Here is a 24,455-nt window from a genome sequence, read left to right as displayed (position 1 = left end):
ATCCGCACCGGTTTCCCCGGCCAGCCCGTCATCACCCATTCAACCCCGAACAAGTGGGGGAAATCAGCCCACAAAACAGGGGCAAAAAGTGGGGGAAAACCCGGTAGGAAACTGCGGCTAAAACTGGGACGAAACTGGGGGAGAACCTGGTACGAAACTGGGGGCAGCCCGCCGGCACAGTGCCGGCACACTGCCGGAGAAGTGCCGGGAAAGTGAGGGGCAGGTGCGGGACGGCCTGGTCAGCGGACCCGTCTGGTATCCACCTGGCACGGAACGCGGCACCAGCCCGGCATCACACCACCGCGACCGTAATCACGATGCGCACCCGCGCGGAACCTGATATCACCCTGATTGACCCGACAACCACGCGGCCGTGCGGCCGTGCGGCCCCCCGGAACCGGCCCCGCACCCGATCACGTGAAAGGAACGACTTACCCACTCCATGGACACACCTAGCGTCCAACACATTAAAAAGCAGCTGGTGCCGGTACTCCGTCACGGCGCCCGTCCCGCCGACCTCATCGCCTACACACCCGAGTTCGTCAACCTGATCTGTCCCGCCGAGCCCGGCATGCCCCGCCAAGCCCTCGATGACCGCGCCCTCGCCACGCACCGCATCCTGACCGCCGCCGTCGCCGCCCTCGACCCACCCGACCATGAAGCCATCGGCCTCATGCTCTGCCTATGGCCCCGCACCCGCCGCCTGACCCTCGACCAGCGCCGCGCCCAGGCCGCCGACCTCTACGGCATCCAACCCGACACCTTCCGCCGCCCCACCCACGAAGGACACCTACTCCTCAACCTCGCCATCGAGCTCTACCAACGCATCCGCGACCGACACGAACGGCGCCGCACCCTCCCCATGGAAGAGGAAGACGGCGCCGCCTGAGATCATCACGTGCTATACCACACCGACGACTCGCAGTCGCAGATGTCAGGGGCAATCCTGTTCAGCGCCCGGCATCAAGAACCCGAACAAGCGCGAGGTACACGGGCGCGTCCTCCCACGGGCGGAGCTGTCCGATCGTTCGATACCCCCATGACGCATACGCGGCGCGCGCAGGAGCTGCGTCCGGCTCGGGGCGGACAAGAAGGACCACCCGTTGTTCATCCCGGCCGGCAAGAAGCCCGTCATGCAGCGCACGGCCCAGACCGCGCCTGCGGTGGCTGGCTAGCACGGCCAACTCAATCACGGCGAACGACCGATGCCCGTCTTCGGCGGTCACCTCATCCGGCGCGCGTTCCACGAGACCTTCCCACCAGCCAGTTTCCGCGGCGAGTGGATGGCCGAACGTCATCCCGACCGGCCTATCGTCGACAGTCGCAATGACTGCGCGGAATCCGGGCGCCCCAACCCGTCGTGGCCAACCGGCGGCGAACTCGGCTACGTCGTCTGGACCCTCGCAGTACGGCGCCTCGGCGTAAACCTCGGCGTAAACCGGCTCGATCAGCTCACGTAACCGCCCCGGGTCCTGCCCGCCAGCATGGACGGTCAGCGTCCACGGGGTGGTCATACGGTCGCACCCGCGAGGGGATATGCGCGCGCCCACTCGACGAACCCGCGCACTGTCGGCCCGGCGTCCCGCTTGGCCAGGATGTCGACGGCCCGCCCGATGCTGCTGCGGATCCGAGCCGAGTCCACCCCGGCAGTGCGGAGAATCGCCTGACCGGTGATCTCCATCGCTTCGTCCAGGTGCCCGGCCACGGCGAGGACGCGACCGTGGCTGGCGAGGTAGGCGGCATGGTTACGCGCGAATCGGGGATTCACTGCGACGACTGCTTCCCGGGCTGCCTGTATCGCGGCGTCAAGGTCGCCGAGGATCTCGGCAGCCTTCATCCTGTGACAGGCAAGATCTGCCTCTCCCCAGAACTCCAGCCAATACGGATCCGCATCCGTGTCGGTGCCGACGAGGTTGTCAGCCTGGGTAAACGCCGACCACGTGGTCTTGCGCTCGCCTTGAGCCGCGTGGCCGACGGCTTCACGGACGAGCAGAAGAGAGCGCAGGCGCGGGGTATTGCGGATTGCCGCACAGCGCTGCGCCGCGCGGGCGAGGTTGATGACGTCACGAGGCGTCCCGACTGTGGACGCGGCAAGTGACATGCTGGCAAATGCCACGGTCGAGACATCATCGTCATCCACGGTCTGCGCAGCAGCGAGGGCTTCAAGCCACCAGTAGCGGGCGTCGTCTTGGCGGCCAGCGTCGTACGCGAGCCAGCCGGCGTGCTCGGTCGCCTCACCAAGCACGCGGGCAAGCGTATTGCCGGTGGTCGGAGAGTAGCTGGCACTGTCGAGCGCGCGGCGCATCTGCTGTACCGCCGTGACGGTCAGCCGGTAGGCGGCGCCACCACCGTAGGTGTTATCCAGCTCATACAGCCACTCTAAGTGTTTACGGTATCTCGCGACGTCACTGTCGCCGATCCGGACCGGCGCGTCGACGCCGCCAGGAGGCGAAGCAGCCACCTCCCATGTTGCATCCGGCCAGTCCAGGGCGGCTCCAGTGAGCACGCTCGCGGCGAGCCGATGGAACTCCCGTCGTTGCACATCCTCATCGTGTATCGCGCTGCACGTTTCGTCCATCACCTCCGGCGCGAGCCCGAGCAGATGTCCGGGGACACCCAGGCCACTGGCAATCCGCTGGATCAGGTTGAGGCTCATCACCTGTTCCCGGCCACGCTCGATCGCACTGATCCGAGGCTGTGCTATCCCACCGATCATCTCGGCGAGATCCTGCTGTGTGATACCGGTCCACCGCCGGTAGATCCGAAAAGTAGTCCCGATGTCACGGTCCGCAAGCGCGATGGTCATCTCCGCGCGCTGCCAGAGATCGGGCGGAGGGTCCCTGCGCTCGCGTGGCATCTGCGTCCCCTCTTCGATCACATCTAATGGTGCAGATCGTAATAGACGGGCCACGTATACGGAGCTGGGATGGAACCCGACGCGCCGATGATAGATCGTCTAATCCGTCAGAACGTGACCGGGCGAGAGGTGGCCAGAGTGCAGTCGACGCTGTACGCCGTTGGCATTCTGGAGCAACCGCCATCGGGGGAAGCCGGAACACTCACCGAAATAGTTCTTATGTTCGAAAGTATTTCCGCAGCCAGAACCTACGGTGCCGCACATTGTCCGGGCCGATACATCGTCGCCCCGATCCGCTTCAACCTGCCGCACCCTGAAGACGCGGGATGGACCGAGCCATGACCGCGTCACCAGACACACTCCCGCCCCGGCGTCTTCCCTCGATACGCCACGCCCCGCAGCCGTTGCCCCCGATCGTCGGTAGACAGGACACGCCGTACACGGTCGTCGCCCTCAACCCCGATGGTCAGCCGGAACGGGTCCTGATCCTCTTCAGCAGTCCGGAGCAGGCCGAACAGCACGCCCAATTCCACCAACTGGACTTCTACCGGGTCGTACCAGCACAGCTCTCCCTCGGCGACCCGAGGGCTAAAAAGACGTGAACGGAGATGCTGTGCCAGCAAAACGGCCAACCGGAACGGCCAGCGCCTGCTACCTGCCACGGCCCGTCCACACTCCCACCCGTTCCGACATCCCGCCGGACACCGCGCTGTACGGCCTAGTGGTCTACGGACGGGACGAGCAGCCCACAGAAGTCCGCTTACCGTTCCCAACTGTCGCCGCCGCAGACCACCACGCCAAGAGCCACGCTATCGACGGCCGCGTCGTCCCCATCGTCTTCCCGATCTACCCCAGGTCGGGAACCTGAGACCGGGGCTCCCCGGACAATCCGTGCCGCCCACCCGGGGAGCCCCGCCACAAACGCGCGCCGGTCCGGCGTGCCCGCCCCTGGGCATCCTTGGGGAGAAGTCGACTCCGGACCAGCGCGTGCACCAACACCCACCACCATCGAAAGGATCGGCCATCACCATGTCCGAAAATCGCACCCGCAAGCCCATCCTGGACGACTTCGACCCGACCACCGTCACCTGGAAAACGTCATCCTTCTCCAACGGCGCCGGGGGCATGTGTGTCGAGGCCGGCGCCTACGACGGAGGAGTAGTCGTCCGCGACTCCAAGAACCCGAACGGGCCTACGCTCTCGTTCTCCCGCGCAGAGTGGGCCGCGTTCGTCGACGGTGTCGAAAACGGCGAAATGCGCTTCTGACCTAGCCGTCTCGTAATGGGGCCTGTTTCCCACGGGGAAGCCAGGCCCCATTACGTCCCGGTCGCTATGGGCATGTAAAATCATGCCGAATTATCGCACACCGCCAATTATCTCTAGGGTTCCGAATCCTGCCCTGCGGATGCTGCGCTCAGCAGCAGTTACCAATACATCCAGCTCCTCAGACAATCCCGCCGGTAAACCCCACCTTACCTCGTTGACGAAGTAGAAGAAGTACGGTATCTGCGCAACGAACGCCGATCGGGCAGACCAGTAGGTATAGATATCTGGAACCCGCGAGGCACGCCGCATGATAGACGCGACACTGACCGCTTTGTCCGCTGCGCTCGCGAGGACCACAGCCCTATCGTGTGAGGCCACATCTCGGAGGTGCACTTCAACACGCCCAGGATCGCTGGTATAGACCGCGAGGGCGAAGTGCTCCTGTTCGATCGCACGAACAATTCGACAGACCTCGTTGCCCACGGTTTCGGATAACACGACATCGAGATCTTGGCCGTCGGGAACGAAGTACGGACTGTCATGCAAAAGCACCGCGGCGACCAGTTCAGCCGTGGCGGTCGGGTCGTACTGGCAGAGCTTCACCGCGACACGTACGGCGTGCGCCATTGCCGGGGCGCCATCGATGGCATGCCCAGTACACCAGCGGCGAGCAAGGTGCAGCGCGGCTACAACCATGGAGGGTCGGGGGCACGACAATGCCTTCCCGGCGTCTTCCAGCTCCACGTAGACTCCCAGCATGGGGGTTTGGGAATGATGTCATGGCCGACTGATGATGTCTGCGATGTGTGCCCTGCACACGTGTTTGGCCCTGGCGAGTTCGACGTCATCGAGCGACCCTCGCAGGGAAGTGAGTATCACCCTGCCTTCGGCTACCGGAAAGACCGTTTGACCGGTGTCGCGGTGTGCGTACATCCGCTGAAGGTCGGCCTACCTCCAGGGTGCTACAAAAGCGCAGGAGTACCACTTCCACCAGACGATCTCGTAATGTCACCGCCGGACGATGCGGCAGCACTCGGTCTCTGGCTGCGGCAGATTATCCACGGATCCGACCCGGTACGGCTTGCCTCCACCCTGCGTGAGGCGGAGGAAGCCGCTACCGTAAAGTTTTCGCCCGAACAGGTCATCGAGGCGTTGCGGGAGGCACTGGCCTCAGCAGACTAGATAACCTGGCCGAAGTCGAAGTCATGCCGCCGCCCATCGTCGTGAATGCCGATTTCGTCGTACTTCTCCCGCAGGACCGCCAGGCGCCGAGCGACTTCCGACGCGCCGATCCAATACCTTGGGTTCAGGTCCCCCCATCCTGCGACGCGGTAGCACCGGTGGGTGTAATCCCCGGGATTCCAGCCGAACCGTTCCATGTCCGTGGAATGGACGAATACGATCCCGAGGGACTGCTGAATACGCACCAAGAGCGTAAACTGTGCGATTAAAGCGTGGATCATCTCATCAACCGGCGGCGAGCACATCAGCTCCGCGGCCCACTCGTCTCCATCAGTAAGCCGGAAGACGGCGGCTTTCAAACACATGACGCGCAACGCCTCGTCAAACAACGCCGGGCCGTCCTGGTCCAGGTCCCATCCTGCGACGAGAGGATATCCTGTGAACGTCGCCCAACAGTCGGGATACGCAAGCGTCGACAGTCGAAAACGTTCAAAATCGGGATGATCTACAACGAGGCTGAGAATCTCAGCTCCGTCATGACCGACCTCGTCATGACCGGGCAGAGCCCCGGTCCGCTCTGAGAGCATCGTGGTCATTCTACTGTCTCCTTCCAGAGGCAATGGCGAAGTACTTGTGTACGTCCAGCGGCTCTTCATAGGCACAGTAATCTTTTCATATGATCATCATAAGCTCGACTGCCGGCACCGCCCTCCTCTACTCATTGCCCACCCAGTCATATGGCGGTCGGTGCCGGGCGAGGAGTCGTGCTCAACCCGCCCGGCACCGACTGTGAACAGATTAAGAACAGTCTTCGGTCTGGTCCAGCCGGGGAGCGTAGTAGTTTGCGGCGCCTGTACAGTGCACTACCACGTACCGTGGTAGTGCACCCTGGAGTACTCTCACTTCACACTATTCAGTCACATTCAAAAAATTCGCAAGTTCCCTGAGTTCTCGGGTTAGCTTTCGTTTACGAGAACGAAGAATATTCGACAGAATATCCTGGCTCTTCCGCTGATGCCGCAACCATTCCGGGGCGTTTTCGCGAAGGCTTATCATTATGTCTATCGAGTCCTGAAAATCTCTAAGAGATGCGTGAGCGCTGGCGACATCCAGTAGATGGCGACTATAGTTATCGGAGCGCGAATTTCCCATCTTTGAACGAATGTTTTCGGATATTCTTAACACGCCGCGTGCATCGCCAATCACCATCAGCGCTTCAGCCTTTTTCATCCTGACGGTTCTAATGTCAAAGGTTGACCAGTACTGGTGGTACTCTCCACCCTCTTGGTTTCCGATACGCACAGCCGCAACTTCGGCAAGCCGCAAAAAATCGTCGGAGACATCTTCTCGGTTGTTGCGTACCGCTGCTGCTGAGCCTCGAAGGAGAAGCCAACCCCATGCCGAAAGTTCACGGACAGTTGCCGAAGACATTCGGGGCTCGATTTGCGAAGCGGTCGAACCCGCGAGTGTTTCGGCGTCAACAAACCTGCCTTGTCGAATAAAGAGCCAGCATTGCGAGATAGCCCCGGCCGCCGCGATGAGTCTATCCTGTGCCTCGACCGCGTCCGCGATAGCCTCACGAATAGCCGCATAAGCAAGATCGTACTGTCGTACCTGAGTCAGAAACCAGCCTACTAGCTGGTAAACGTTCGCCCGCAGTTTGAGTGCCTCTGCCCACTGCTCCTCAGAGGCAGCTTGCATCAGACTATTAGCTGTCAGGATCATCTCAGGAAGAATTAGTGCCATAGATTCGAACTCATCGGCATGATATAGAGTCGTTGCGTGAACCAGCTCGCCCCGTAGATCGTCGCTGCTAGTTCCGGTGCTCTGCAAACTCGAATCAGCATCGATTTTGCCATTGATTCCGATGCCTGGCGTCAGCACCTGGCGCAATCGAAGAAGACCGACCTTATTCTTTTCTTCGTCCGGGCCTACCGGCTCAGGCGCCTTCGCACCGAATAGCGACGATGTTTCGATGCCGAGAGTCCGTGCGAGCGTGTGTAGCGTCTCAATCCGCGCAGAACCACCTTGCTCAATTTTTCGAATAGTCGAAACGCTAAGATTCGACCTTTCGGCAAGCTCCTCCTGCGAATAACCACCTCGACGCCGAGATTCCCGAAGATTTTTTCCAAGCGGACCCGCATCAACCATTTTCGTCCGGCTCTCCCTCGTCCCGGCGTGTCTCCACTCGACTAGCGTAACCGTGCCTACGCCGTTGCCTAGAGGTTCGGTCCGCTGACAACACGTTCTAGCGCCAAGCACAAGTGCCGCCTACCCAGGTCCGAGGACAGCACATGATCGAAGTAGAACGTCACGTCACGAACAAGATCGAGTCGTCGCAAACTTTCTCTACGGTTTCAAGGGCGGCCTTCGGCCGCCGCGTGGTCCGCGCCACGCGCGCCGCGCAACGGGCAGGCCCCGGCGGTGCGCCGCGCGTCGAGCCTGGGGGCTCGGCGCGTCGCCCGCCACCCGCCCGGCGCGTCGGCGTGTCGCGTCCCCCGCCATCTGCCTGTGACCGTCCTTTCACCGTATGCGCCATTGCCGCGGGCGTTTTGCGGCTCTCGTTTCCTTGCGGTGCCGTATCAGGGCCGGCCGCGCATCGATGATCACGAACGAGGGCTACCATTCCGAGCCGCTGACGGCCGCGCAGATGATTCAATCCCTCTAGAGATGATCACGAACTCGTCTCGGCACGCACGCTTGTACCCGCGTTGACCAAGTTTCAATCCCTCTAGGGATGATCACGAACCCCCAAGTCCAAAGAATGGCAGACATCACCGACCCGTTTCAATCCCTCTAGGGATGATCACGAACAAGAGATCGGTTACGACTTGAAGATCCTGACGCGGACGTTTCAATCCCTCTAGGGATGATCACGAACGCGCGTGAGATCGCGCAGGCATGTGGCCAGCTGTAGTTTCAATCCCTCTAGGGATGATCACGAACGGTCCTCTACGACGCCACCAGCCCCCGAGTCACGGTGTTTCAATCCCTCTAGGGATGATCACGAACCAGGCCCTTCGCCCCACCAGCGGATGGGAATTGATGTTTCAATCCCTCTAGGGATGATCACGAACCAGGGGGGCGCTTTCCGCAGACGTTCACGTGGTCGTGTTTCAATCCCTCTAGGGATGATCACGAACCCGGCGGAGGCGACCCGGATCGATGCCGGACTAAGTTTCAATCCCTCTAGGGATGATCACGAACCCGTGGCGTAGACCGTCGCCCGGTCCCAGGCGTGAAGTTTCAATCCCTCTAGGGATGATCACGAACGCGGACTGCCGGTCGTCATCATGAACGCGAGTTAGTTTCAATCCCTCTAGGGATGATCACGAACCGCAATCCGGGTGGTCAGTCCACGCAGGTGCAGCGGTTTCAATCCCTCTAGGGATGATCACGAACTCCACCACGAGGTGTGCGCGCGCCCAGACGTCCACGTTTCAATCCCTCTAGGGATGATCACGAACCCGAAGATAAACTCGCAGGTCACGGGCCGTTTGCGGAGTCGATCCAGTGCTCGTTTTGCAGCGGTCCGGCGGTAGTGCAACACCGCAGGTCACAGCCATAATCCCCATCATAGATGATCGAGTCCAGGTTCTCTCTCCCGCGTCCGCGCCGCTCCCTCGACCCTGCCTGGCGACTGCCGGTCGTCACGGGGGTTTTCCGTGGGCTCCGCCCCCGACCCCGGCCCTCTCTCCGGAGGGGAGGGGGAGGTGCGCAGGTCCGCTGATCTCCTCCGCCGGCCGGACACCCAGAGGGCTACCCCGGAACCCCCCAACCGGGCAAGGGTCGCACGGCGAGGCTCCGACGGGGGTTGATCCGGCGACCCTTGCCCGGCCGGGAGAACCCGGGGTAGGGCGTAGCCTGCCCGACCGACGGAGGAGATCAGCTCAGCCAGGGGTCCGTGACACGATCACACTGAGAGCGCATCTGGTCAGCGGTGCAACGCCACGCACGGCCCGACCCCACCAGCTCTACGCGGCATGCCCGCCGCCAGGACCAACCGTCCGCGACACCAGATCGTGCCGCCGGACCCCGTCGCAGGCGCCCGCAGAGCACCGCTGTTCGTACCCGCAACAACGCGAACGGCCGGTAACCCCGTCTCGGGTCACCGGCCGCAGCCTCGAGAGTGGCCTTACCTCCGCTGGCTCCACCGGGCGACAATCCCATCAGCGGCAGCGATGACGGCGGCAGGGTCGCAGTACGCCAGCCCGTACACGAGCGACGGCCCGTGTATGCGGAACGCGTCGGTGGCGAGGATCGCCCGGAACGCCCGTTCATAGGCGGTCGGTGGGACACGCGCCGTGTCCGGGTCGAGCGTCGGCACCCAGCCGGAGGCGGGAGCCGCCCCGGATGGTGACGGTCGCACAGGCACACCGTCCGGACCGCTCGGCATCGCCCGGAACGTCAGGACCACCGCGGGATCAACCCGGGTCACCGGCCGATGATCGGTGTAGACGATGCTCGGCAGCATGGCCGTGGCCTCGACCAGGTCGTGCAGGTCCGCACCCGGGGAGACGGTCAGTTCGTAAACCTCCCGATCGTCGTGGCGAACCGTCACGAACCGCCGAGGTTCGTACGGGTCACGCCACGGACCATGGCCGGACGGCGGGATGATGGGCATGGGTCACCGCTCCTGTCTACGCAGGTGTTGTGATCAAGGCCCGGAGTCGGTGTTACAGCACCACTCCGGACCGCCAGAGCAACTCTTGTGGTTGGCCACCCCCAAGACTAGAGGCCGGGTTTGGGTTGGGCAATACCATTACCGACATGTCCGAGGAACAGTTGTGGACCACGGGCGACATTGCCGCCCGGCTGACAATCACCAGTGAGCGTGCCCGTCAGCTCACCCACCGACCGGACTTCCCGCCGCCCGTGCAGACCGTCCGCCACATCCGCGCGTGGCGCATGGCTGACATCGAGGCATGGATAACCAGGCACCGGCCGAAGCAGGCCGAGCAGCGCGAACCGCAGTAGATCAAAAATCGTTGGTGACCGGCCGCACGCTACGCGTCCCCACGAGCCCGGAAGGCTTGTCACACAGGCCGCTACGTCCTGGTGAACCGGAACTACGTGGACCCCCTTGTGATCCCGAAAGGGTAACGCTTGACTACCACCCTTGCCGATCACAAGGACGATCGGAAAACCTGGATTCGGGAACAGCTCGCGGTCCTCGGCCACACCGGCACCGGCACCGGCACCGGCGGCGGCCAGGGCGCCGCGCCCGACCGGGTGGTCTGGCAGCTCCTGCACCCGGGTGATCCGGCGACACCCCGCCGGGAACATCTGCTGCTGCGCGCGGTCGCCGATCGGCACCGCTGGCGCGCCCAACTCGACGCGGCCCATGCGGCCCGCGGAGATCCCCACCCGGTTTCGGCAACCGACCCTGGCATGCCCCACGCGGCCTGACCCGACAACTGATCAATGGAGGGGCCATGCGCCCGACAGCATCCAGTACGGCTCTGCCCTGGTTGGGGCGGGCTCCGCCCATAGCCCCGGATTAATCGTCCGCCTGACAGGCGGTCCCGGCGGGTGCGGCTAACACCACACCGGGACCTTGATCCGCACCCCTTATCCACCAAGGAGCGACAGACCCAATGCCTATCATTCCGCCCGGCCACGGCCCATGGCGCAGCCCCTCCGCCGGCGAGCCGTTCGTCAGCATGCACCGCACCAACCACGGCGACTACGAAGTCACCGTCCGACCCGGCGCCGACGGTTTCGACCTTGCCCGCGTCCTGGTCACGCTCCCGATGGAGGCGGTGTTCACCGAAGCGTTCGGCGACGTCGAAACCATCCTCATCTTCCGCACGCCGACCGGCACCCGTGTGCCCGCTCCTGCTGGTGCCCCGACAGTCGATGGGAACGGCAACGGCGGGTCGGCCGGTGCCGGCAAGACACAGCCGTACTCCGGGTGGGTGCCGCAGATCCCGCTGACCAGCGACACCCGGCCGATTTCGGCAACCGTCACCAGGCAACTTCTCGCCTACGTCCTGGCGGCCCTCGTCGCGACCCCCGGTTCCACCAGAGGCGTTCCCGGCGGCGCGCGGACCGTCCCGCGCTGAGGCGGAACCGCCGCGGTCTCCCCTCCATTTTTTCCCCGTCCCTGTCCGGCAGACACTGCCACGCCACAGGGACGGGGACCCTGACCCAGAAAGGCTCCCGTGGATCACCTACTTACGGTCGAACAGGCGGCTGAAATCCTCGGTACACCGGTCCGGTTCGTACAGCGGATGATCGCGGAACGGCGGATCGCCTACATCCGGCTCGGCAAGGTGAAGCACGTTCGGATCTACCGGAGCGACCTCGACGCGTTCATTACGGCCGGTCGCGTCGAAGCGAACGACGTTCCCACCCCGCGCAGGCGGAGGGCGGCATGAAGCGGCGGCGCTACGGCAACGTTCGCAAGCTGTCATCGGGACGCTGGCAGGCCCGCATTACCGGTCCAGACGGCAAGATGATCCCCCTCGGCACCTTCGCGATGAAACGCGAAGCTGACCAGGCACTCGCGGCGACCGAGACCGACCAGACACGCGGAACGTGGACCGACCCGTCCACCGGTAAGCAACGCTTCGGCGCGTTCGCCGAGCACTGGATGCGGACACGCGCGCTGCGTCCGATGACCCGCACCCTGTACGAGCGGCAGCTACGGCTACGCATCCTGCCGACGTTCAAAAGCCTCGCCGTAGCCAAAATCACGCCGAAGCTTGTCCGCGAATGGTATTCAGGGCTGATGGCGGAGGCCACGACGAACGGACGCGGTGTGGTGACGGTGGAAACCACCTACCGGCTTCTCCGCGCAATCCTGATGACAGCAGTTGAGGACGGGCTTATCCCCAAGAACCCGTGTCGGATCAAAGGTGCCGGCACCGTCCGTGACGCACCCCGCCCAGAGATCACGATCGCACAGCTCTGGAAACTCGTCGACACCGTGCCCGAGCGGTATGCGGCGCTCGTGCTCCTGGCCTCGGCAACGGCGCTTCGCTCGGGAGAACTCTCCGCACTGCGCCGGCGAAACATCGACCTGCACCGGCGAACGATCCGTATCGACCCGGACCAAGGGCAGTATGTCGAGCCCGGCGGCGGGCAGAAGCCGTACTTCGGGCCACCCAAGTCCGACGCGGGCGCACGCACGATCGTGATCCCGGATGCGATCCTTGGCCGTCTCGCGGTCCACATGGCGGAGCACGCCCAACCCGGCCCGGACGGGCTGGTGTTCACGACCAAGGACGGCAACCCCGTCAGCCGGCACAACCGCTCATGGTGGCGGCGCGCCTGCCGGATCGTCGGTGTCGACGGGGAAGCCCATCTTCACGACTGCCGGCACGCGGGTCTGACGCTCGCTGCGCAGTCCGGCGCCACCCTGCGCGAACTGATGGCGCTCGGTGGCCACTCGACCCCGCGCGCCGCGCTGATCTATCAGCGTGCCAGCGGGGAGCGAGCGTCCGAAGTCGCCCGGGGAATGTCGGCCCGCCTGGCAAAGGGTGACCCCCGGCCGCGCCGGTCCTGACGGCACATCCGCCGCTACTGGCACGCGAATGGCACAAACGGGCCTCAGCCGTAGGAACGTGGGGGTTCCAGGGGGCTCGGCCCCTGGGCAGACAATACGAAACAAGCAGGTCAGACCCTGTCTGACACACTTCGCCCGGAGTGGAGCGGGCGACGGGAATCGAACCCGCGTTGCAAGCTTGGGAAGCTCGTGTTCTACCTCTGAACTACGCCCGCGTAGTACGTACAGCATCGTACAGGCCGCCACGGTCGCGGTGCGGGCAGGCCCCGCCCGTGCCGGTATGCGTCGCCGGGCCCGTGTGGGGTTCGAGGCGACCCGCGTCGAACCCAGGTCGACAGGGTGATGACACGTGGCGAACCGCCGCACCGGCGCCCCGATGTGAGATAGCTAGATCATATGACTACTCTCCGGAGTCAATGCGCCACGTGAGCGCAACCCCGGGGAGGAACACATGCGATTTCGCAAGACGCTCGTCGCGCTGGCGACCGGAGTCCTGGTCGTCGGCGGCACGACATCCGCCACCGCCGGCGACATCGCGATCACCAGCGGCCTGCCAACGGTGTCGATCACGCCGCTCGACCAGTGCTCCGCGGCCAACCTCGACAACGATCGCCGCCTCGGACCGGCGAACCTCCCGTTCTTCGGCGCGGTGGGCAAGACGCTCTTCTTCTATGACCGGACCGGCGGCCAGCCCACGCAGCAGTTCCTGGACACCTGGTGGGATCCTTCCATCCAGACGCCTTTTGGCCTCGGAAACTGGGTATATCCCGCAAATTCCGGATATTACATCAATCCGAATGGTACTCCTATACGAATGGTGACAGCGCTGACCCCGGGGCAGGAAATCGACCGGTTCGGCGGGACGGGCGGCAACTTCCTCGCCCCCGAGGGAACGAAATACGCCGACCGGTCCCTCCCGCCGTCCAACCTGGACTCCACTGCGGACCCGGGTGGTTGCGACTACCACGTCTACCGGGTAGTGAAGGCGTTTCACGTCTACTCCGGAGCGATTCGCCCGTGGTTCGACCAGCCCGGCAACGGTCAGCAGTACCAGCTGGTGTGTTCGCTCATCCCAGCGTCCCAGGGCTGCGACCCGACCACCGATGCCCTGCCCGTCCAGTGGCTCCTGGCCAACCAGTACCTGGCGGAGGTACCCCCGAAGGACGTGTAGCTCGACGTGGCCGGCTCCCGCGGCGGGACAGGAGCTACCGGCGGCCGCCGCGGCAACCACCGCAAGCGGTAGCGTGCTCGAACGTGCTGCTGTCTGACGGGGACATCCGAGCGGAGATCGTCGCGGGCCGCGTATGCCTGGACCCGTACGATCCGGCGCTCGTCCAGCCGAGCAGCGTCGACCTGCGGCTCGACCGGTGGTTCCGGGTGTTTCAGAACCACCGGTACAGCCACATCGACCCCGCCGTCGAGCAGGAGGACCTCACCGACCTCATCGCCCCGGACGACGACGAGCCGTTCGTCCTGCATCCCGGCGAGTTCGTGCTCGGCTCCACACTGGAGATCATCACCCTGCCCGACGATCTCGCCGGCCGGCTGGAGGGCAAGTCCAGCCTCGGACGCCTGGGCCTGCTCACGCACTCCACCGCCGGTTTCATCGACCCCGGCTTCTCCGGCCACGTCACCCTTGAGCTGTCGAATGTCGCGACCTTGCCGATCAAACTCTGGCCGGGGATGAAGATCGGACAGCTCTGCCTGTTCCGGCTCTCCTCCCCGGCCACCCATCCCTATGGTTCAGCCGTCTACGGTTCCCGCTACCAGGGTCAACGCGGCCCGACGCCGTCCCGCGCGTACCGCGACTTCACCCGCGCGGCGGTGCCACCGGGCAACCGCGACCCGACCCTGCCGTAACCATGCGACGATCAGAAACCCAGGCAGCCAACAGGTCAGGCGATCAACGGGTCAGGCGATCAGAGGTCCCCCCATCGGTGCGAAAGAGCTCCGGTTCCCGCCCGGGTGGCTGCAGCGGCCGGGGCCGGGCCGGGGTGGCAGGCACATCACGGCACACCGGACCCGCCATCGACACCTCGAGAACTTCACCATGATGCAGGATGGTGATCGGGTCGCCCCGCAGCAGGACGTAGCATGCGACGGCGTCGGTGACCTCGACCCGCAGCCGCCGTCCCCGTGGGCACACGATGAACGCGAGCCTGCTGATCCCCTCCGGCAGCCGGGGCGCGAACGACAGGGTGGCCGGGTTGGCCGTTCCCGAGTTGACCGTTCCCGAGTTTCCTGTTCCCGAGTTGGCGGGTCCGGGGTAGTCACGCAGCCCGCCGAACCCCTCGACCAGCGCGATCCAGCTTCCGGCCAGTGACGCCATGTGCAAGCCGTCGAGGGCGCGGCCGTCCAGGTCACGAAGGTCGATCAGTGCCGCTTCGCGCAGGTAGTCATGGGCAAGCCCGAGATGCCCGACCTCGGCCGCCAACACCGCCTGGGCCGATGAGGACAACGAAGAGTCGCGAACGGTTAGCCCCTCGTAGTAGGCGAAGTTGCGGGCCTTCTGCTCGTCGGTGAACGACTCCCCCCGGCGTTGCATCGCCAACACCAGATCTGCCTGCTTCACCACCTGTTTGCGGTACAGGTCGAAATACGGAAAATGCAGGAGGAGCGGGTACTGGTCAGGACGCGTCTGCTCAAAATCCCACACCTGATGGCGGGTGAACCCAGCCGACTGGGGGTGCACGCCCAGCTTTTCATCGAAGGGGATGCACATGTTCTCGGCGGCGTCCCGCCAGGACGCGGCCTCCTCGGCGTTCACGCCCAGTTCGTGCGCCTTCTCCGGATGCCGCCGGACCGCGTTCGCCGCCTCCACCAGATTCTGCTGTGCCATCACATTGGTATAGATGTTGTTGTCGACGACCGCGCTGTACTCGTCCGGCCCGGTGACTCCGTCGATGTTGAAGGCGCCATCCAGGTCATGATGACCCAGAGACCGCCAGAGCCTGGCCGTTTCAACCAACAGTTCCAGGCCGATTTCCCGGTCGAATACGTCGTCGCCGGTGACGCGGACATGACGCACGACCGCGTCCGCTATATCCGCATTGATGTGGAACGCCGCCGTGCCGGCGGGCCAGTACCCGGAGCACTCCTCTCCGTGAATGGTCCGCCATGGGAAGGCCGCGCCGGAGAGGCCGAGCAGGTGGGCCCGTTCCCGGGCCATGGGCAGGGTCGCCTGCCGCCACCGCAGCGCATCCGCCGCCGCGTTCGGCACGGTGTAGGTGAGCACGGGAAGGACGTAGCTTTCCGAATCCCAGAACGTGTGGCCGTCGTATCCGGGACCGGTGAGACCCTTCGCCGGAATCGGCCGACGCTCGGCCCGCGCACTCGCGGACAGGACGTGGAACAGGGCGAAACGGACGGCCTGCTGCACCTCGGCATCACCGTCGACCTCGACGTCCGCACGGGCCCAGAAGTCGTCAAGATAGGCCCGCTGTTCGGTGAGCAGCCCCGCCCAGCCGGTCTGACGGGCGGCGGTCAGCGCGGCCGCGGCCTGGTCGCGCAGGGCCGGCAGGGAACGCTGTACCGACCAGCCATACGCGATGAACTTGACAAACCGCAACTTCTGGCCTGGATCCAGCAGGATGGTGATGGTCACCCGGCAGGAATCGGCATCACTCTCAGCGGTCACCCCGGTCGCGGACCGCCGGTCAATGACATGATCCATGGCGGCGGCGACCCGGATGCCGCTGTGCCGCGTCCGGTGCACCAGCTCGGCATGCGAACCGTGGCTGCCGTTCCACTCCGCCACCAGCGGAGCCTCCAGTACGGCGGCGGCCCGCGGGTCCGCGGACTGTGTCGGCAACTGCTCGTTGGCGACCAGTTCGGACTGCACGACGAGCCGGGCCGAGGCGTCCAGTGGCTCGACCTCGTAGCAGATCGCCGCCATGGCCCGCTGCACGAAGGAGACCAACCGCACCGATGACACGCGGACCGCTTGGCCCGCCGGTGACACCCATTCGGCGGTCCGGCTCAGCACGCCCCGGCGGAAGTCCAGGATCCGTTCGTGGGACCGCAGGTCCCCGTACCGGACGTCGAAGGGTTCATCATCCACCAACAGACGGATGAGCTTTCCATTGGTAATATTGATCATCGTCTGGCCGGACTCCGGGTAGCCGTAACCGGCTTCCGCGTAGGGCAACGGCCGCAGCTCGTGGACGGAGTTGAGATAGCTGCCGGGCAATGCGTGCGGCTCTCCCTCATCGAGGTTCGCCCGCAGGCCGACATGCCCATTAGACAGGGCGAACAGCGACTCCGCCCGGGCCAGCCGGTTCGGATCGAGGCCGCATTCGCGCAGCTGCCATGGATCGACCGGAAACGACATGCTACCGATCACGAGCCGCTCCCGCTGCCGCGGACCGCACGGTCCGCACCCGCACGGTCGGTGCCCATACTGCCGGCGACGTCGTCGGTGTCGAACAGCTCACCGAGGTCGGAGATGACGATATCCGCACCATGCGAGCGCAGAGCGTCCGCATGTCCGACCCGGTCGACGCCGACGACGAACCCGAAACCTCCGGCCCTGCCCGCCTCGACCCCGGCGATCGCGTCTTCGAATACCGCCGCGCGCGACGGCACCACGCCGAGCGCGCGGGCACCGGCCAGAAAGGTGTCAGGCGCCGGCTTACCCGCCAGGTGCTCGCGTTCGGCGACAATACCGTCGATCCGGACAGGTAGCAGACTATCGATGCCGGCGGCGGCAAGTACCTCCGCGCAGTTCGCGCTCGACGATACGACGGCCCGTGGGACGCCTGCAGTCGCCAGTGCTCGGAGGTAACGTACAGAACCGGGATAGGAGGCAACGCCACCTTTACGGATCATGGCTGTTACGAGTTCGTTCTTGCGTTTGCCCAGGCCATGGACTGTGTCGGCGGATGGAGGATCGTCCGGGCCACCTTGGGGCAGTTCGATGTGACGGGAAGCGAGAAACGACCTGATGCCGTCCACCCGGGGCTTGCCGTCAACATAGGGGGGATAATCGTCAGCAACGCTGAACGGAATAAATGGATCATCGGTGCGTTCCGCCCGCCGGCGGAGGAATGTGTCGAACATCTCCTTCCAGGCTGCGGCGTGGACGGCGGCCGTCTGCGTCAGCACACCATCCAGGTCGAAGAGGCGTGCCCTGATGTGTTCGGGTAGTCCGAGCATCCGTTCAGTCCTCTCGGGAGCGCCTGCGGGATCGTCCTACCCGGGGACACCCGTGCCTGACCGTGCGGCACGCGAGGTAACGTCCCGCGGGCGGTCCCAAGCGGGCCGGACAGGTCTCAGACCGATACCCGTACCCAGCCGGCCAGCGGCGGCGCGACTATGATCTTTCGTGCCACTGACGGCCACCGGACCTGACGCAGGGAAAGGAGGCACCGTCCGTGACAACCGTCAGCCGCGACAGCCCTCCCACGAAGGCCACCGCAACGAGCCAGCTCGGCGGCGATGCCCATGGAAATCATGGGAGCTCACGGCCGGCACGACCTCTGTTGCCGGCCTGGAACCGCTCATGGGTCCCGACCGTGGCCGCTGCTCTGGTGTTCATTGCTGGACTGATCGACATCGTGTCGGCGGTCACGCCGGAGTGGCGCGACCGGCTGGACGTGATCCGTCAGATCCTGCCGGGGGCGGCATCGCGCCAGGCCGCCGCCTTCACCGTGGTGGTCGGACTCCTCCTGCTGCTACTCGCCCGTGGTCTGCGCCGACGCAAACGCCGCGCGTGGCTCGGTGTGGTGACGCTGCTGAGCGCAAGCGTCGTCCTGCACGTGGTCAAAGGTCTCGACGTCGAAGAAGCGGTCGCGTCGGCGGCGCTGGTCGTCGGGCTGGTGCTGGCCCGTGGCGAGTTCCAGGCCAAGGGTGATCCGACGACCCGGTGGCGGGCGCTGTGGGTCGGGCTGCTCCTCACCGCGGCCTCGATCACAGTCGGGATGCTCCTGCTGCGGATGGGCGCCGGCCGTCTACTGGGCCCGCATCCGCTGACCACTCAGTTCACACACGTCGTCGAGGGCCTGGTAGGCATCCACGGACCGCTCCGGTTCAGCTCCGATCGGCTCTCCGACCTCGTCACCCGGATGCTGCTCACCATGGGCCTGCTCACCATCGTCGCTGTCGTGTACCTGGCGCTACGCCCGCCGGAACCACGCCCGCGACTGTCCGCCGAGGACGTCGAGCGGATGCGCGCGCTGCTCACGCGGCACGGGGACGCCGACTCGCTGGGTTACTTCGCCCTGCGCGGCGACAAGACCGTCGTCTGGTCGCCGACGAGCAAGGCCTGCGTGGCCTACCGGGTGGTGTCCGGGGTGATGCTCGCCAGCGGCGATCCGCTCGGTGACAACGAAGCATGGCCGGGCGCGATCCGCGAGTTCCTGCGGATCGCCGCCGAACACGCCTGGATACCAGCAGTAATCGGCTGTTCCGAAACCGGCGGAAAAGCGTGGGAACGGGTCGGCCTGTCCGCGCTCGAATTCGGCGACGAAGCAATCATCGATGTGCGGACCTTCACCCTTGAAGGCCGCGACATGCGAAACGTCCGGCAAGCTGTCGGCCGGGTCGAGCGAGCCGGCTACACCTGCCGTGCCCTTCGGATGGGCGACCTGCCCGCCGACGAACGCAAACGGGTGAAGGAGCAGGCCGAGGCGTGGCGCGGGGCGGAAACCGAACGCGGTTTCTCCATGGCACTCGGCCGGATCGGTGAACCCAGCGACGACAACTGCGTCGTGGTTATGGCCTTTGACCGCAACGGGCCCGACAGCGGTGGTTCGGGCTGCGGCGGTTCGGGCAGCGGCGGTTCGGGCAGCGCACACTCAGGCAGCGCGCAGGACCGCGACGGGTCGCTGGACAAAAGGAGCGAACCGCGGCTGCGGGCGCTGCTGCACTTCGTCCCGTGGGGACCTCGGGGCCTTTCGCTGGACATGATGGTGCGCGACCGCGCCGCGGACAACGGGCTGAACGACTTCCTGATCGTCTCGGCGGTACGGGCCGCGACCGGGCTGAACGTGGACCGGCTGTCCTTGAACTTCGCCTTCTTCCGGTCCGCCTTGGAACGCGGCCAGCGACTCGGTGCCGGGCCGGTGACCCGACGTTTCCGAGGGCTGCTGGTCTTCCTCTCCCGCTGGTTCCAGATCGACAGCCTTTACCGGTTCAACGCGAAGTTCCAACCGCAGTGGTCGCCGCGCTACATCTGCTTTCCAACGAACCGTGACCTTCCTCGCATCGCCCTGGCCATGCTTGAAGCCGAGGCGTTCCTGGTCTGGCCACGGCTGACGATGCTCCCGGGCGCGCGCCGCATGGCGCAGCTGACCCGCAGCCGCCCGTCCCACTGAGTCCGGAAAAACCCGAAACGATGTGAATCCGGTGCTGTCACCATGACAGTGGACTCACATCGTTTCGGGCGTCACCACATCAGTCGGACCCGGATGCTCCCGCCCCGTCTGTCGCCCCGTCTGTCGACCCGGCCGCGTCCGCGGCAACCGTGGTGCCCACCGTGGCCGTCGGGATGCCCCCGGCCTGGACCGGTGCGGCCAGCGAGCGGGCGAGCAGCTGAGAGACGTCGAGGACCTCGACGCCCTCCTTCGCCCCACCCGACTGCTTCTTCTCGGTCACGGCATCGGTCAGCATGACGATGCAGAACGGACAGGCCGTGGAGACGATGTCCGGATCGAGCGCGAGCGCCTCATCCACCCGTTCGACGTTGACCCGCTTCCCGATCTTCTCTTCCATCCACATGCGGGCGCCACCGGCGCCACAGCAGAAGCCGCGCTCCTTGCAGCGGTGCATCTCCTGGCTGCGCAGGCCCGGAATGCTGTTGAGGATCTCCCGCGGCGGGGTGTAGACCTGGTTGTGTCGACCGAGGAAACACGGGTCGTGGTAGGTGACGGAGGAGTCCACCGGCTGGACGGGCACGAGCCGTCCGTCCTCGACGAGCGTGCCGAGCAGCTGCGTGTGATGGATGACCTCGTATGTCCCACCCAGTGCCGGGTACTCGTTCGCGAGGCTGTTGAAGCAGTGCGGGCAGGTGGCCACGATCTTCTTCGGGGCCGCGGCGTTGAGGACCTCGATGTTGGCCTTGGCCATCTCCTGGTACAGGTACTCGTTGCCGAGCCTGCGGGCCGGGTCACCGGTGCAGGACTCGCTCGTGCCGAGGATGGCGAACGACACCCCGGCGATGTGCAGCAGTTCGGCGAACGCCCGGGAGACCTTCTTGGCCCGGTCCTCGATGGCCCCGGCGCAACCCACCCAGTACAGGTACTCGACATCGTCGGGGATGGCCTCGCCGTCGTCGAGCACGCGGACGTCGAACGCCAGACCCTCGGTCCACTCGGTGCGGACCCGGGGCGAGACACCCCATGGGTTGCCGTTGTTCTCCAGGTTGCGCAGCATCACGCCGGCCTCGCTCGGGAACGCCGACTCAATCATCACCTGGTAGCGACGCATGTCGATGATGTGGTCGACATGCTCGATGTCGACGGGACACTGTTCGACGCAGGCGCCGCAGTTGGTGCAGGACCACAGGACGTCGGGGTCGATCACCCCGCCTTCCTCCTCGGTACCGACGAGCGGCCGATCGGCCTGCGGCCGACCGGGCTCGGGGACCCGCCCGAAGCCCGACTCGGGTACGTGGTGGACGACGTGCTTCGCCGACGCGTCCGCGGTGCCGGTGGCCGCCGCGGCACCGGCCCCGGCTCCAGCCCCGGCCCCGGCTTCGGCTCCAGCCCCGGCCCCGGCTTCGTCGCCGTCCCCGGCACCGTTGGCTGCGAGCAGGTACGGCGCCTTGGCGAACAGATGGTCGCGCAAGTCCATGATCAGAAGCTTCGGTGACAGCGGCTTGCCGGTGTTCCAGGCCGGGCACTGGCTCTGACACCGCCCGCACTCCGTGCAGGTGGAGAAGTCGAGCATCGCCTTCCAGGAGAAGTCCTCGATCTTGCCGACGCCGACGATCGGGTCGTCAGCCTCCATCAGGCTCTCGATGTCAGGAGTGCTGCCGAGCGAGCCGAGCGCCCTGGGCTCGCGCTTGGTGATGACGTTGATCGGCGCGAGGAAGATGTGCAGGTGCTTGGAGTAGGCGACCAGCACCAGGAAGCCCATGATGATGGCGATGTTGAGCAGTAGGAAGACCGTCTCGATGTGCCCGTTGATCGACGTCGAGAAGGCGTCCAGCGGACGGCTGACCAGATACGAGGCAAAGGCCCACCTGGTGTCCCCCTGCGGGTGGGTGCCGGCGTTGAACTGGGCGCCACGCAGGATCAGCAGGGTGACCATTACCGATGTGATCATCCCGAGGATGACCCAGGCCGGCCCCGTGTGTGACCCGTAGAACCGCGACTTTCGCTCGAGGCGGGCGGGGGCGTTGCGCAGCCGGATGACCGTGAAGGCCGCCAGCCCTGCCAGGACCGCGACGGTGAAGAAGTCCTCAATGAAGCCGACCGCCGCCCAGTGCCCGAACAGCGGGATGTGGAAGTGATCATCGAACAGGGCGCCGAACGCCTCGATCACGGTCAGCATGAGGATCGTGAAGCCCCAGAAGGTGAAGGCATGCGCGATCCCGGGGACCGTCCACTTCAGCAGCTTCCGCTGACCGCCGACCTCGCTGATCTCACTCCACAGGCGCACGCCGGCTCCGTCGAACCGACCGGGAGCGGGCTGACCCTGGCGGATCAGCCTGAACAACCAGTAGAACCGTCGTCCGGCCACCGCCAGAGCGACAACGGCGATCACTCCACCGATAGCGAGTCTCAACACATCCTCCAGTTACTCCTACCGACGGTGGGAGCGTACTGCTACCAGTCGGTAACTTGCCCGCCGAACCAGACCGACCCCAGTCAGACCGCCGCCTACCGGATCGCCGCCTACCAGGCCGCTGCCCACTTTCCTACACACACGGGTCACGCGCAGCCCCTAGGGCGACCGGCAGAACGCTCCGATCCGGCCAGCGGCGATCTGGCTCACAGCCATCCAAATTAGATCAAACAGCTATATCATATACCTGTCTTTTTTCAAGGGCGGACCGGACCAACGTCCCGCCAACCACGGGAAACTTGGACCAATTACTGGGATTCCCTTGTCCTGACACGGCCAACGGTTGCAGGATGAGTGCGGCCCGTAACACGCGTGCGCACTGTCGCGACGACGCTCGGCGCTTGGAAGAGTTGCAATTGCCAAGGCTCCAGACGATGTTGGCGACCTCACGATCCTTGGTGGACACGATGGCGAGTACGACCAAGAGCCTGACCAGGGGCCCGCTGCGAGGTCCGTTCGGAGGCGACACCCGGGACCGTCCCGGCTACTCCCTCCAGATGGCCTACCAGCGGGCGCGCGAACAGCACGCGCAGATGCGGCGTGAACGCCTCGCGCACACCGTGCCGCGCGCCGCGTTGCGCGCCTTCCCCATCGCGGTCATATTCGCGGTCCTGGTCGCGTCGGGTCTTCGCCTGTCGATCTCCATCGCCGTGGGCGTGTTTCTGCTGATCGAGCTCGGTTGGCCACTAATCGTGATCGGCCGATCATTCGATCCGGTCGCTGAGATCGAGACGCTGCGCGAGAGCGCCGATGCCGAACGCAAGACGGCCAGCGCGATCAACCGGCTCCGCCGCTATGGATACGTAATCATGCACGACCGCCGCGTCCCCGGTTCCGAGGCGACCATCGGGCACCTGCTGGTCGGGCCGGGCGGAGTCATGGTGATAAAGAGCGACGCCTCCACCGGCACCGTGCGCTACGCCAAGGACGGGGCCAAGGACGGAGCCAAGGTCGACGGACAGCCCTTGACTAAACCGCTCGACCTCACCAAATGGCTCGGGGACGAGGTTCGCGCCCGGACCCGTACGGCCACACCAATGATCAAAATTCCGGTCACGCCGATCCTGGCGATGGTCGAAGCGGGCGTTCTGTGGAGCGACGGAGCGGTCGAAGGTGTCACGCTCATCAGCCTGAAGGATCTTGTTTCCTATGTCCGGGGCCGGCCGGACCGGCTCAACCCGGCGGAGGTCACCAAGGTGGTCGCCGTCGTCCAGCGTCTGTTCCCGACGTACTCGCCCAACCAGCTCGCCGACGCCGTCACCGTCGACCGCGACCAATGGCTCATGTTGATGGACACGCTGCGCACCATTCGTGAACGCGGTGGCGACGCTACCGACATGGTCGATCGACTGACGAAGATCGAGAGTGATCTCGCGCGACTTGCCGAACCAGGCAGCCGGTCCGCCATCCCGACGGCACGTACCGATGACGACCGCGGGGACGACGACGGCAACGAAGACGGCCACCGCGGGGACGACGACGGGGACGATGACGGGGACCTCATCAACGAACTCACGGGCATGACCGACGCTTAGTGGTCTCGCCTGTAAGTCCTTCGGGGGTTGACACCTGGACGCACGGTGTGGGGCCGGTTAGATGCCGGGGATGGACAGGTACAGCTCGCAGGCGCAGTCCAGGGCTTCTTCGGGGGTGCCGGTGAAGGTCCCGGCGGGCAGGACGGCGTCTTCGTAGCCGTCTTTGCTGGCGAGGTAGAGGCCGAATCCCCAGTCGACGGCGGATCCGGTGTAGCGCAGCCGCATCAGCGGGACGTCCTCGCCGTCGGCGAGCCGGCCGGTGATGTAGGTGAACGGGCCGCGGTGGCGCAGGTGCAGGTCGGTCAGTTGGGGCCAGTGA

The 24,455-nt window shown here is 65.2% G+C and carries 25 protein-coding genes, 1 tRNA gene and 1 CRISPR repeat array; of the genes, 15 read left to right on the top strand and 11 right to left on the bottom strand.

Features of this window, described 5'->3' with window-relative positions; genetic code table 11:
- Positions 1 to 481 precede the first annotated feature (481 nt).
- Positions 482 to 889, top strand: a complete 408-nt coding sequence (locus U9979_RS03720; RefSeq protein WP_322778276.1) for a hypothetical protein — start codon at positions 482 to 484, stop codon at positions 887 to 889.
- Between the two features lie 61 nt (positions 890 to 950).
- Here the strand turns inward: U9979_RS03720 and U9979_RS03715 are convergent, their stop codons facing one another.
- Both U9979_RS03715 and U9979_RS03710 read right to left on the bottom strand, forming a co-directional pair.
- Entirely contained in the window at positions 951 to 1,514 is a 564-nt protein-coding gene (locus U9979_RS03715; RefSeq protein WP_322778275.1) for a GNAT family N-acetyltransferase, read from the bottom strand.
- Entirely contained in the window at positions 1,511 to 2,857 is a 1,347-nt protein-coding gene (locus tag U9979_RS03710; protein WP_322778274.1) for a helix-turn-helix transcriptional regulator, read from the bottom strand. Before U9979_RS03710 ends, U9979_RS03715 begins: the two co-directional genes overlap by 4 nt.
- A gap of 69 nt (positions 2,858 to 2,926) precedes the next feature.
- Between U9979_RS03710 and U9979_RS03705 the strand changes: the two genes are divergently transcribed.
- The 4 genes from U9979_RS03705 to U9979_RS03690 all read left to right on the top strand — a co-directional run bounded on the left by U9979_RS03705 (position 2,927) and on the right by U9979_RS03690 (position 4,123).
- Positions 2,927 to 3,199: a hypothetical protein gene (locus U9979_RS03705; protein ID WP_322778273.1), complete on the top strand. Its 273-nt coding sequence runs from the start codon at positions 2,927 to 2,929 to the stop codon at positions 3,197 to 3,199.
- On the top strand, positions 3,196 to 3,459 hold the full coding sequence (locus U9979_RS03700; protein WP_322778272.1) for a hypothetical protein: 264 nt from the start codon (positions 3,196 to 3,198) through the stop codon (positions 3,457 to 3,459). The genes U9979_RS03705 and U9979_RS03700 overlap by 4 nt, the downstream gene beginning before the upstream one ends.
- 11 nt (positions 3,460 to 3,470) lie before the next feature.
- Complete coding sequence (locus U9979_RS03695) at positions 3,471 to 3,725, top strand: hypothetical protein (RefSeq protein ID WP_322778271.1); 255 nt, start codon at positions 3,471 to 3,473, stop codon at positions 3,723 to 3,725.
- Positions 3,726 to 3,886: 161 nt separating this feature from the next.
- Positions 3,887 to 4,123, top strand: coding sequence for a DUF397 domain-containing protein (locus tag U9979_RS03690; protein ID WP_322778270.1), 237 nt, complete (start codon positions 3,887 to 3,889; stop codon positions 4,121 to 4,123).
- A 90-nt stretch (positions 4,124 to 4,213) separates the two neighbouring features.
- Here U9979_RS03690 and U9979_RS03685 read toward each other — a convergent pair whose 3' ends face one another.
- On the bottom strand, positions 4,214 to 4,867 hold the full coding sequence (locus tag U9979_RS03685; RefSeq protein ID WP_322778269.1) for a hypothetical protein: 654 nt from the start codon (positions 4,865 to 4,867) through the stop codon (positions 4,214 to 4,216).
- Positions 4,868 to 5,128: 261 nt separating this feature from the next.
- Between U9979_RS03685 and U9979_RS03680 the strand changes: the two genes are divergently transcribed.
- On the top strand, positions 5,129 to 5,305 hold the full coding sequence (locus U9979_RS03680; RefSeq protein ID WP_322778268.1) for a hypothetical protein: 177 nt from the start codon (positions 5,129 to 5,131) through the stop codon (positions 5,303 to 5,305).
- On the opposite strand, the gene U9979_RS03675 is transcribed toward U9979_RS03680, so the two are convergent.
- From U9979_RS03675 to U9979_RS03665, 3 genes are all read right to left on the bottom strand, one after another.
- Positions 5,302 to 5,901, bottom strand: a complete 600-nt coding sequence (locus U9979_RS03675; RefSeq protein ID WP_322778267.1) for a hypothetical protein — start codon at positions 5,899 to 5,901, stop codon at positions 5,302 to 5,304. The two genes, U9979_RS03680 and U9979_RS03675, sit on opposite strands and share 4 nt — an antisense overlap.
- Positions 5,902 to 6,214: 313 nt before the next feature.
- The gene (locus U9979_RS03670) at positions 6,215 to 7,456 is read right to left on the bottom strand and encodes a helix-turn-helix transcriptional regulator (RefSeq protein WP_322778266.1); all 1,242 of its coding nucleotides are present in this window, start codon (positions 7,454 to 7,456) and stop codon (positions 6,215 to 6,217) included.
- Between the two features lie 501 nt (positions 7,457 to 7,957).
- Positions 7,958 to 8,772: direct repeats of the CRISPR family, unit length 30 nt; unit sequence GTTTCAATCCCTCTAGGGATGATCACGAAC.
- A gap of 668 nt (positions 8,773 to 9,440) precedes the next feature.
- Positions 9,441 to 9,929, bottom strand: coding sequence for a hypothetical protein (locus U9979_RS03665; protein WP_322778265.1), 489 nt, complete (start codon positions 9,927 to 9,929; stop codon positions 9,441 to 9,443).
- A gap of 125 nt (positions 9,930 to 10,054) precedes the next feature.
- On the opposite strand from U9979_RS03665, the gene U9979_RS03660 reads away from it, so the two are divergent.
- The 5 genes from U9979_RS03660 to U9979_RS03640 all read left to right on the top strand — a co-directional run bounded on the left by U9979_RS03660 (position 10,055) and on the right by U9979_RS03640 (position 12,815).
- Positions 10,055 to 10,282, top strand: coding sequence for a DNA-binding protein (locus U9979_RS03660; protein ID WP_322778264.1), 228 nt, complete (start codon positions 10,055 to 10,057; stop codon positions 10,280 to 10,282).
- 129 nt (positions 10,283 to 10,411) lie between these two features.
- Complete coding sequence (locus U9979_RS03655) at positions 10,412 to 10,714, top strand: hypothetical protein (protein WP_322778263.1); 303 nt, start codon at positions 10,412 to 10,414, stop codon at positions 10,712 to 10,714.
- Positions 10,715 to 10,902: 188 nt separating this feature from the next.
- Positions 10,903 to 11,370, top strand: a complete 468-nt coding sequence (locus U9979_RS03650; protein WP_322778262.1) for a hypothetical protein — start codon at positions 10,903 to 10,905, stop codon at positions 11,368 to 11,370.
- Positions 11,371 to 11,469: 99 nt separating this feature from the next.
- The gene (locus U9979_RS03645) at positions 11,470 to 11,685 is read left to right on the top strand and encodes a helix-turn-helix domain-containing protein (protein ID WP_322748428.1); all 216 of its coding nucleotides are present in this window, start codon (positions 11,470 to 11,472) and stop codon (positions 11,683 to 11,685) included.
- Positions 11,682 to 12,815 carry a site-specific integrase gene (locus U9979_RS03640; protein WP_322778261.1) on the top strand — a complete coding sequence of 378 codons (1,134 nt, stop codon included), beginning with the start codon at positions 11,682 to 11,684 and terminating at the stop codon, positions 12,813 to 12,815. Before U9979_RS03645 ends, U9979_RS03640 begins: the two co-directional genes overlap by 4 nt.
- 141 nt (positions 12,816 to 12,956) lie before the next feature.
- On the opposite strand, the gene U9979_RS03635 is transcribed toward U9979_RS03640, so the two are convergent.
- Positions 12,957 to 13,030, bottom strand: a tRNA-Gly gene (locus tag U9979_RS03635).
- 236 nt (positions 13,031 to 13,266) lie between these two features.
- On the opposite strand from U9979_RS03635, the gene U9979_RS03630 reads away from it, so the two are divergent.
- Positions 13,267 to 13,986, top strand: a complete 720-nt coding sequence (locus U9979_RS03630) for a TNT domain-containing protein (protein ID WP_322778260.1) — start codon at positions 13,267 to 13,269, stop codon at positions 13,984 to 13,986.
- Between the two features lie 83 nt (positions 13,987 to 14,069).
- Positions 14,070 to 14,675, top strand: coding sequence for a dCTP deaminase (dcd, locus tag U9979_RS03625; protein ID WP_322778259.1), 606 nt, complete (start codon positions 14,070 to 14,072; stop codon positions 14,673 to 14,675).
- Between the two features lie 43 nt (positions 14,676 to 14,718).
- On the opposite strand, the gene U9979_RS03620 is transcribed toward dcd, so the two are convergent.
- Positions 14,719 to 17,157 carry a glycoside hydrolase family 65 protein gene (locus U9979_RS03620; RefSeq protein WP_322778258.1) on the bottom strand — a complete coding sequence of 813 codons (2,439 nt, stop codon included), beginning with the start codon at positions 17,155 to 17,157 and terminating at the stop codon, positions 14,719 to 14,721.
- Entirely contained in the window at positions 17,154 to 17,969 is an 816-nt protein-coding gene (locus U9979_RS03615; RefSeq protein ID WP_322778257.1) for a beta-phosphoglucomutase family hydrolase, read from the bottom strand. Before U9979_RS03615 ends, U9979_RS03620 begins: the two co-directional genes overlap by 4 nt.
- A gap of 326 nt (positions 17,970 to 18,295) precedes the next feature.
- Here U9979_RS03615 and U9979_RS03610 point away from each other — a divergent pair, with 326 nt between their 5' ends.
- On the top strand, positions 18,296 to 20,128 hold the full coding sequence (locus tag U9979_RS03610; protein WP_322778285.1) for a phosphatidylglycerol lysyltransferase domain-containing protein: 1,833 nt from the start codon (positions 18,296 to 18,298) through the stop codon (positions 20,126 to 20,128).
- Positions 20,129 to 20,207: 79 nt separating this feature from the next.
- Here U9979_RS03610 and U9979_RS03605 read toward each other — a convergent pair whose 3' ends face one another.
- The gene (locus U9979_RS03605) at positions 20,208 to 22,541 is read right to left on the bottom strand and encodes a (Fe-S)-binding protein (RefSeq protein ID WP_322778256.1); all 2,334 of its coding nucleotides are present in this window, start codon (positions 22,539 to 22,541) and stop codon (positions 20,208 to 20,210) included.
- A gap of 467 nt (positions 22,542 to 23,008) precedes the next feature.
- Between U9979_RS03605 and U9979_RS03600 the strand changes: the two genes are divergently transcribed.
- Entirely contained in the window at positions 23,009 to 24,136 is a 1,128-nt protein-coding gene (locus U9979_RS03600) for a nuclease-related domain-containing protein (protein WP_322778255.1), read from the top strand.
- Positions 24,137 to 24,193: 57 nt separating this feature from the next.
- On the opposite strand, the gene U9979_RS03595 is transcribed toward U9979_RS03600, so the two are convergent.
- Positions 24,194 to 24,455 (bottom strand): hypothetical protein (locus U9979_RS03595; protein ID WP_322778254.1); only part of this gene is annotated, 262 nt, incomplete at its 5' end.

The sequence above is a fragment of the Protofrankia sp. Cas4 genome, assembly GCF_963555915.1.
Classification (GTDB): domain Bacteria; phylum Actinomycetota; class Actinomycetes; order Frankiales; family Frankiaceae; genus Protofrankia.
Note: the sequence above shows the minus strand (reverse complement) of the source record. Positions and strands in the feature narration are given on the sequence as shown.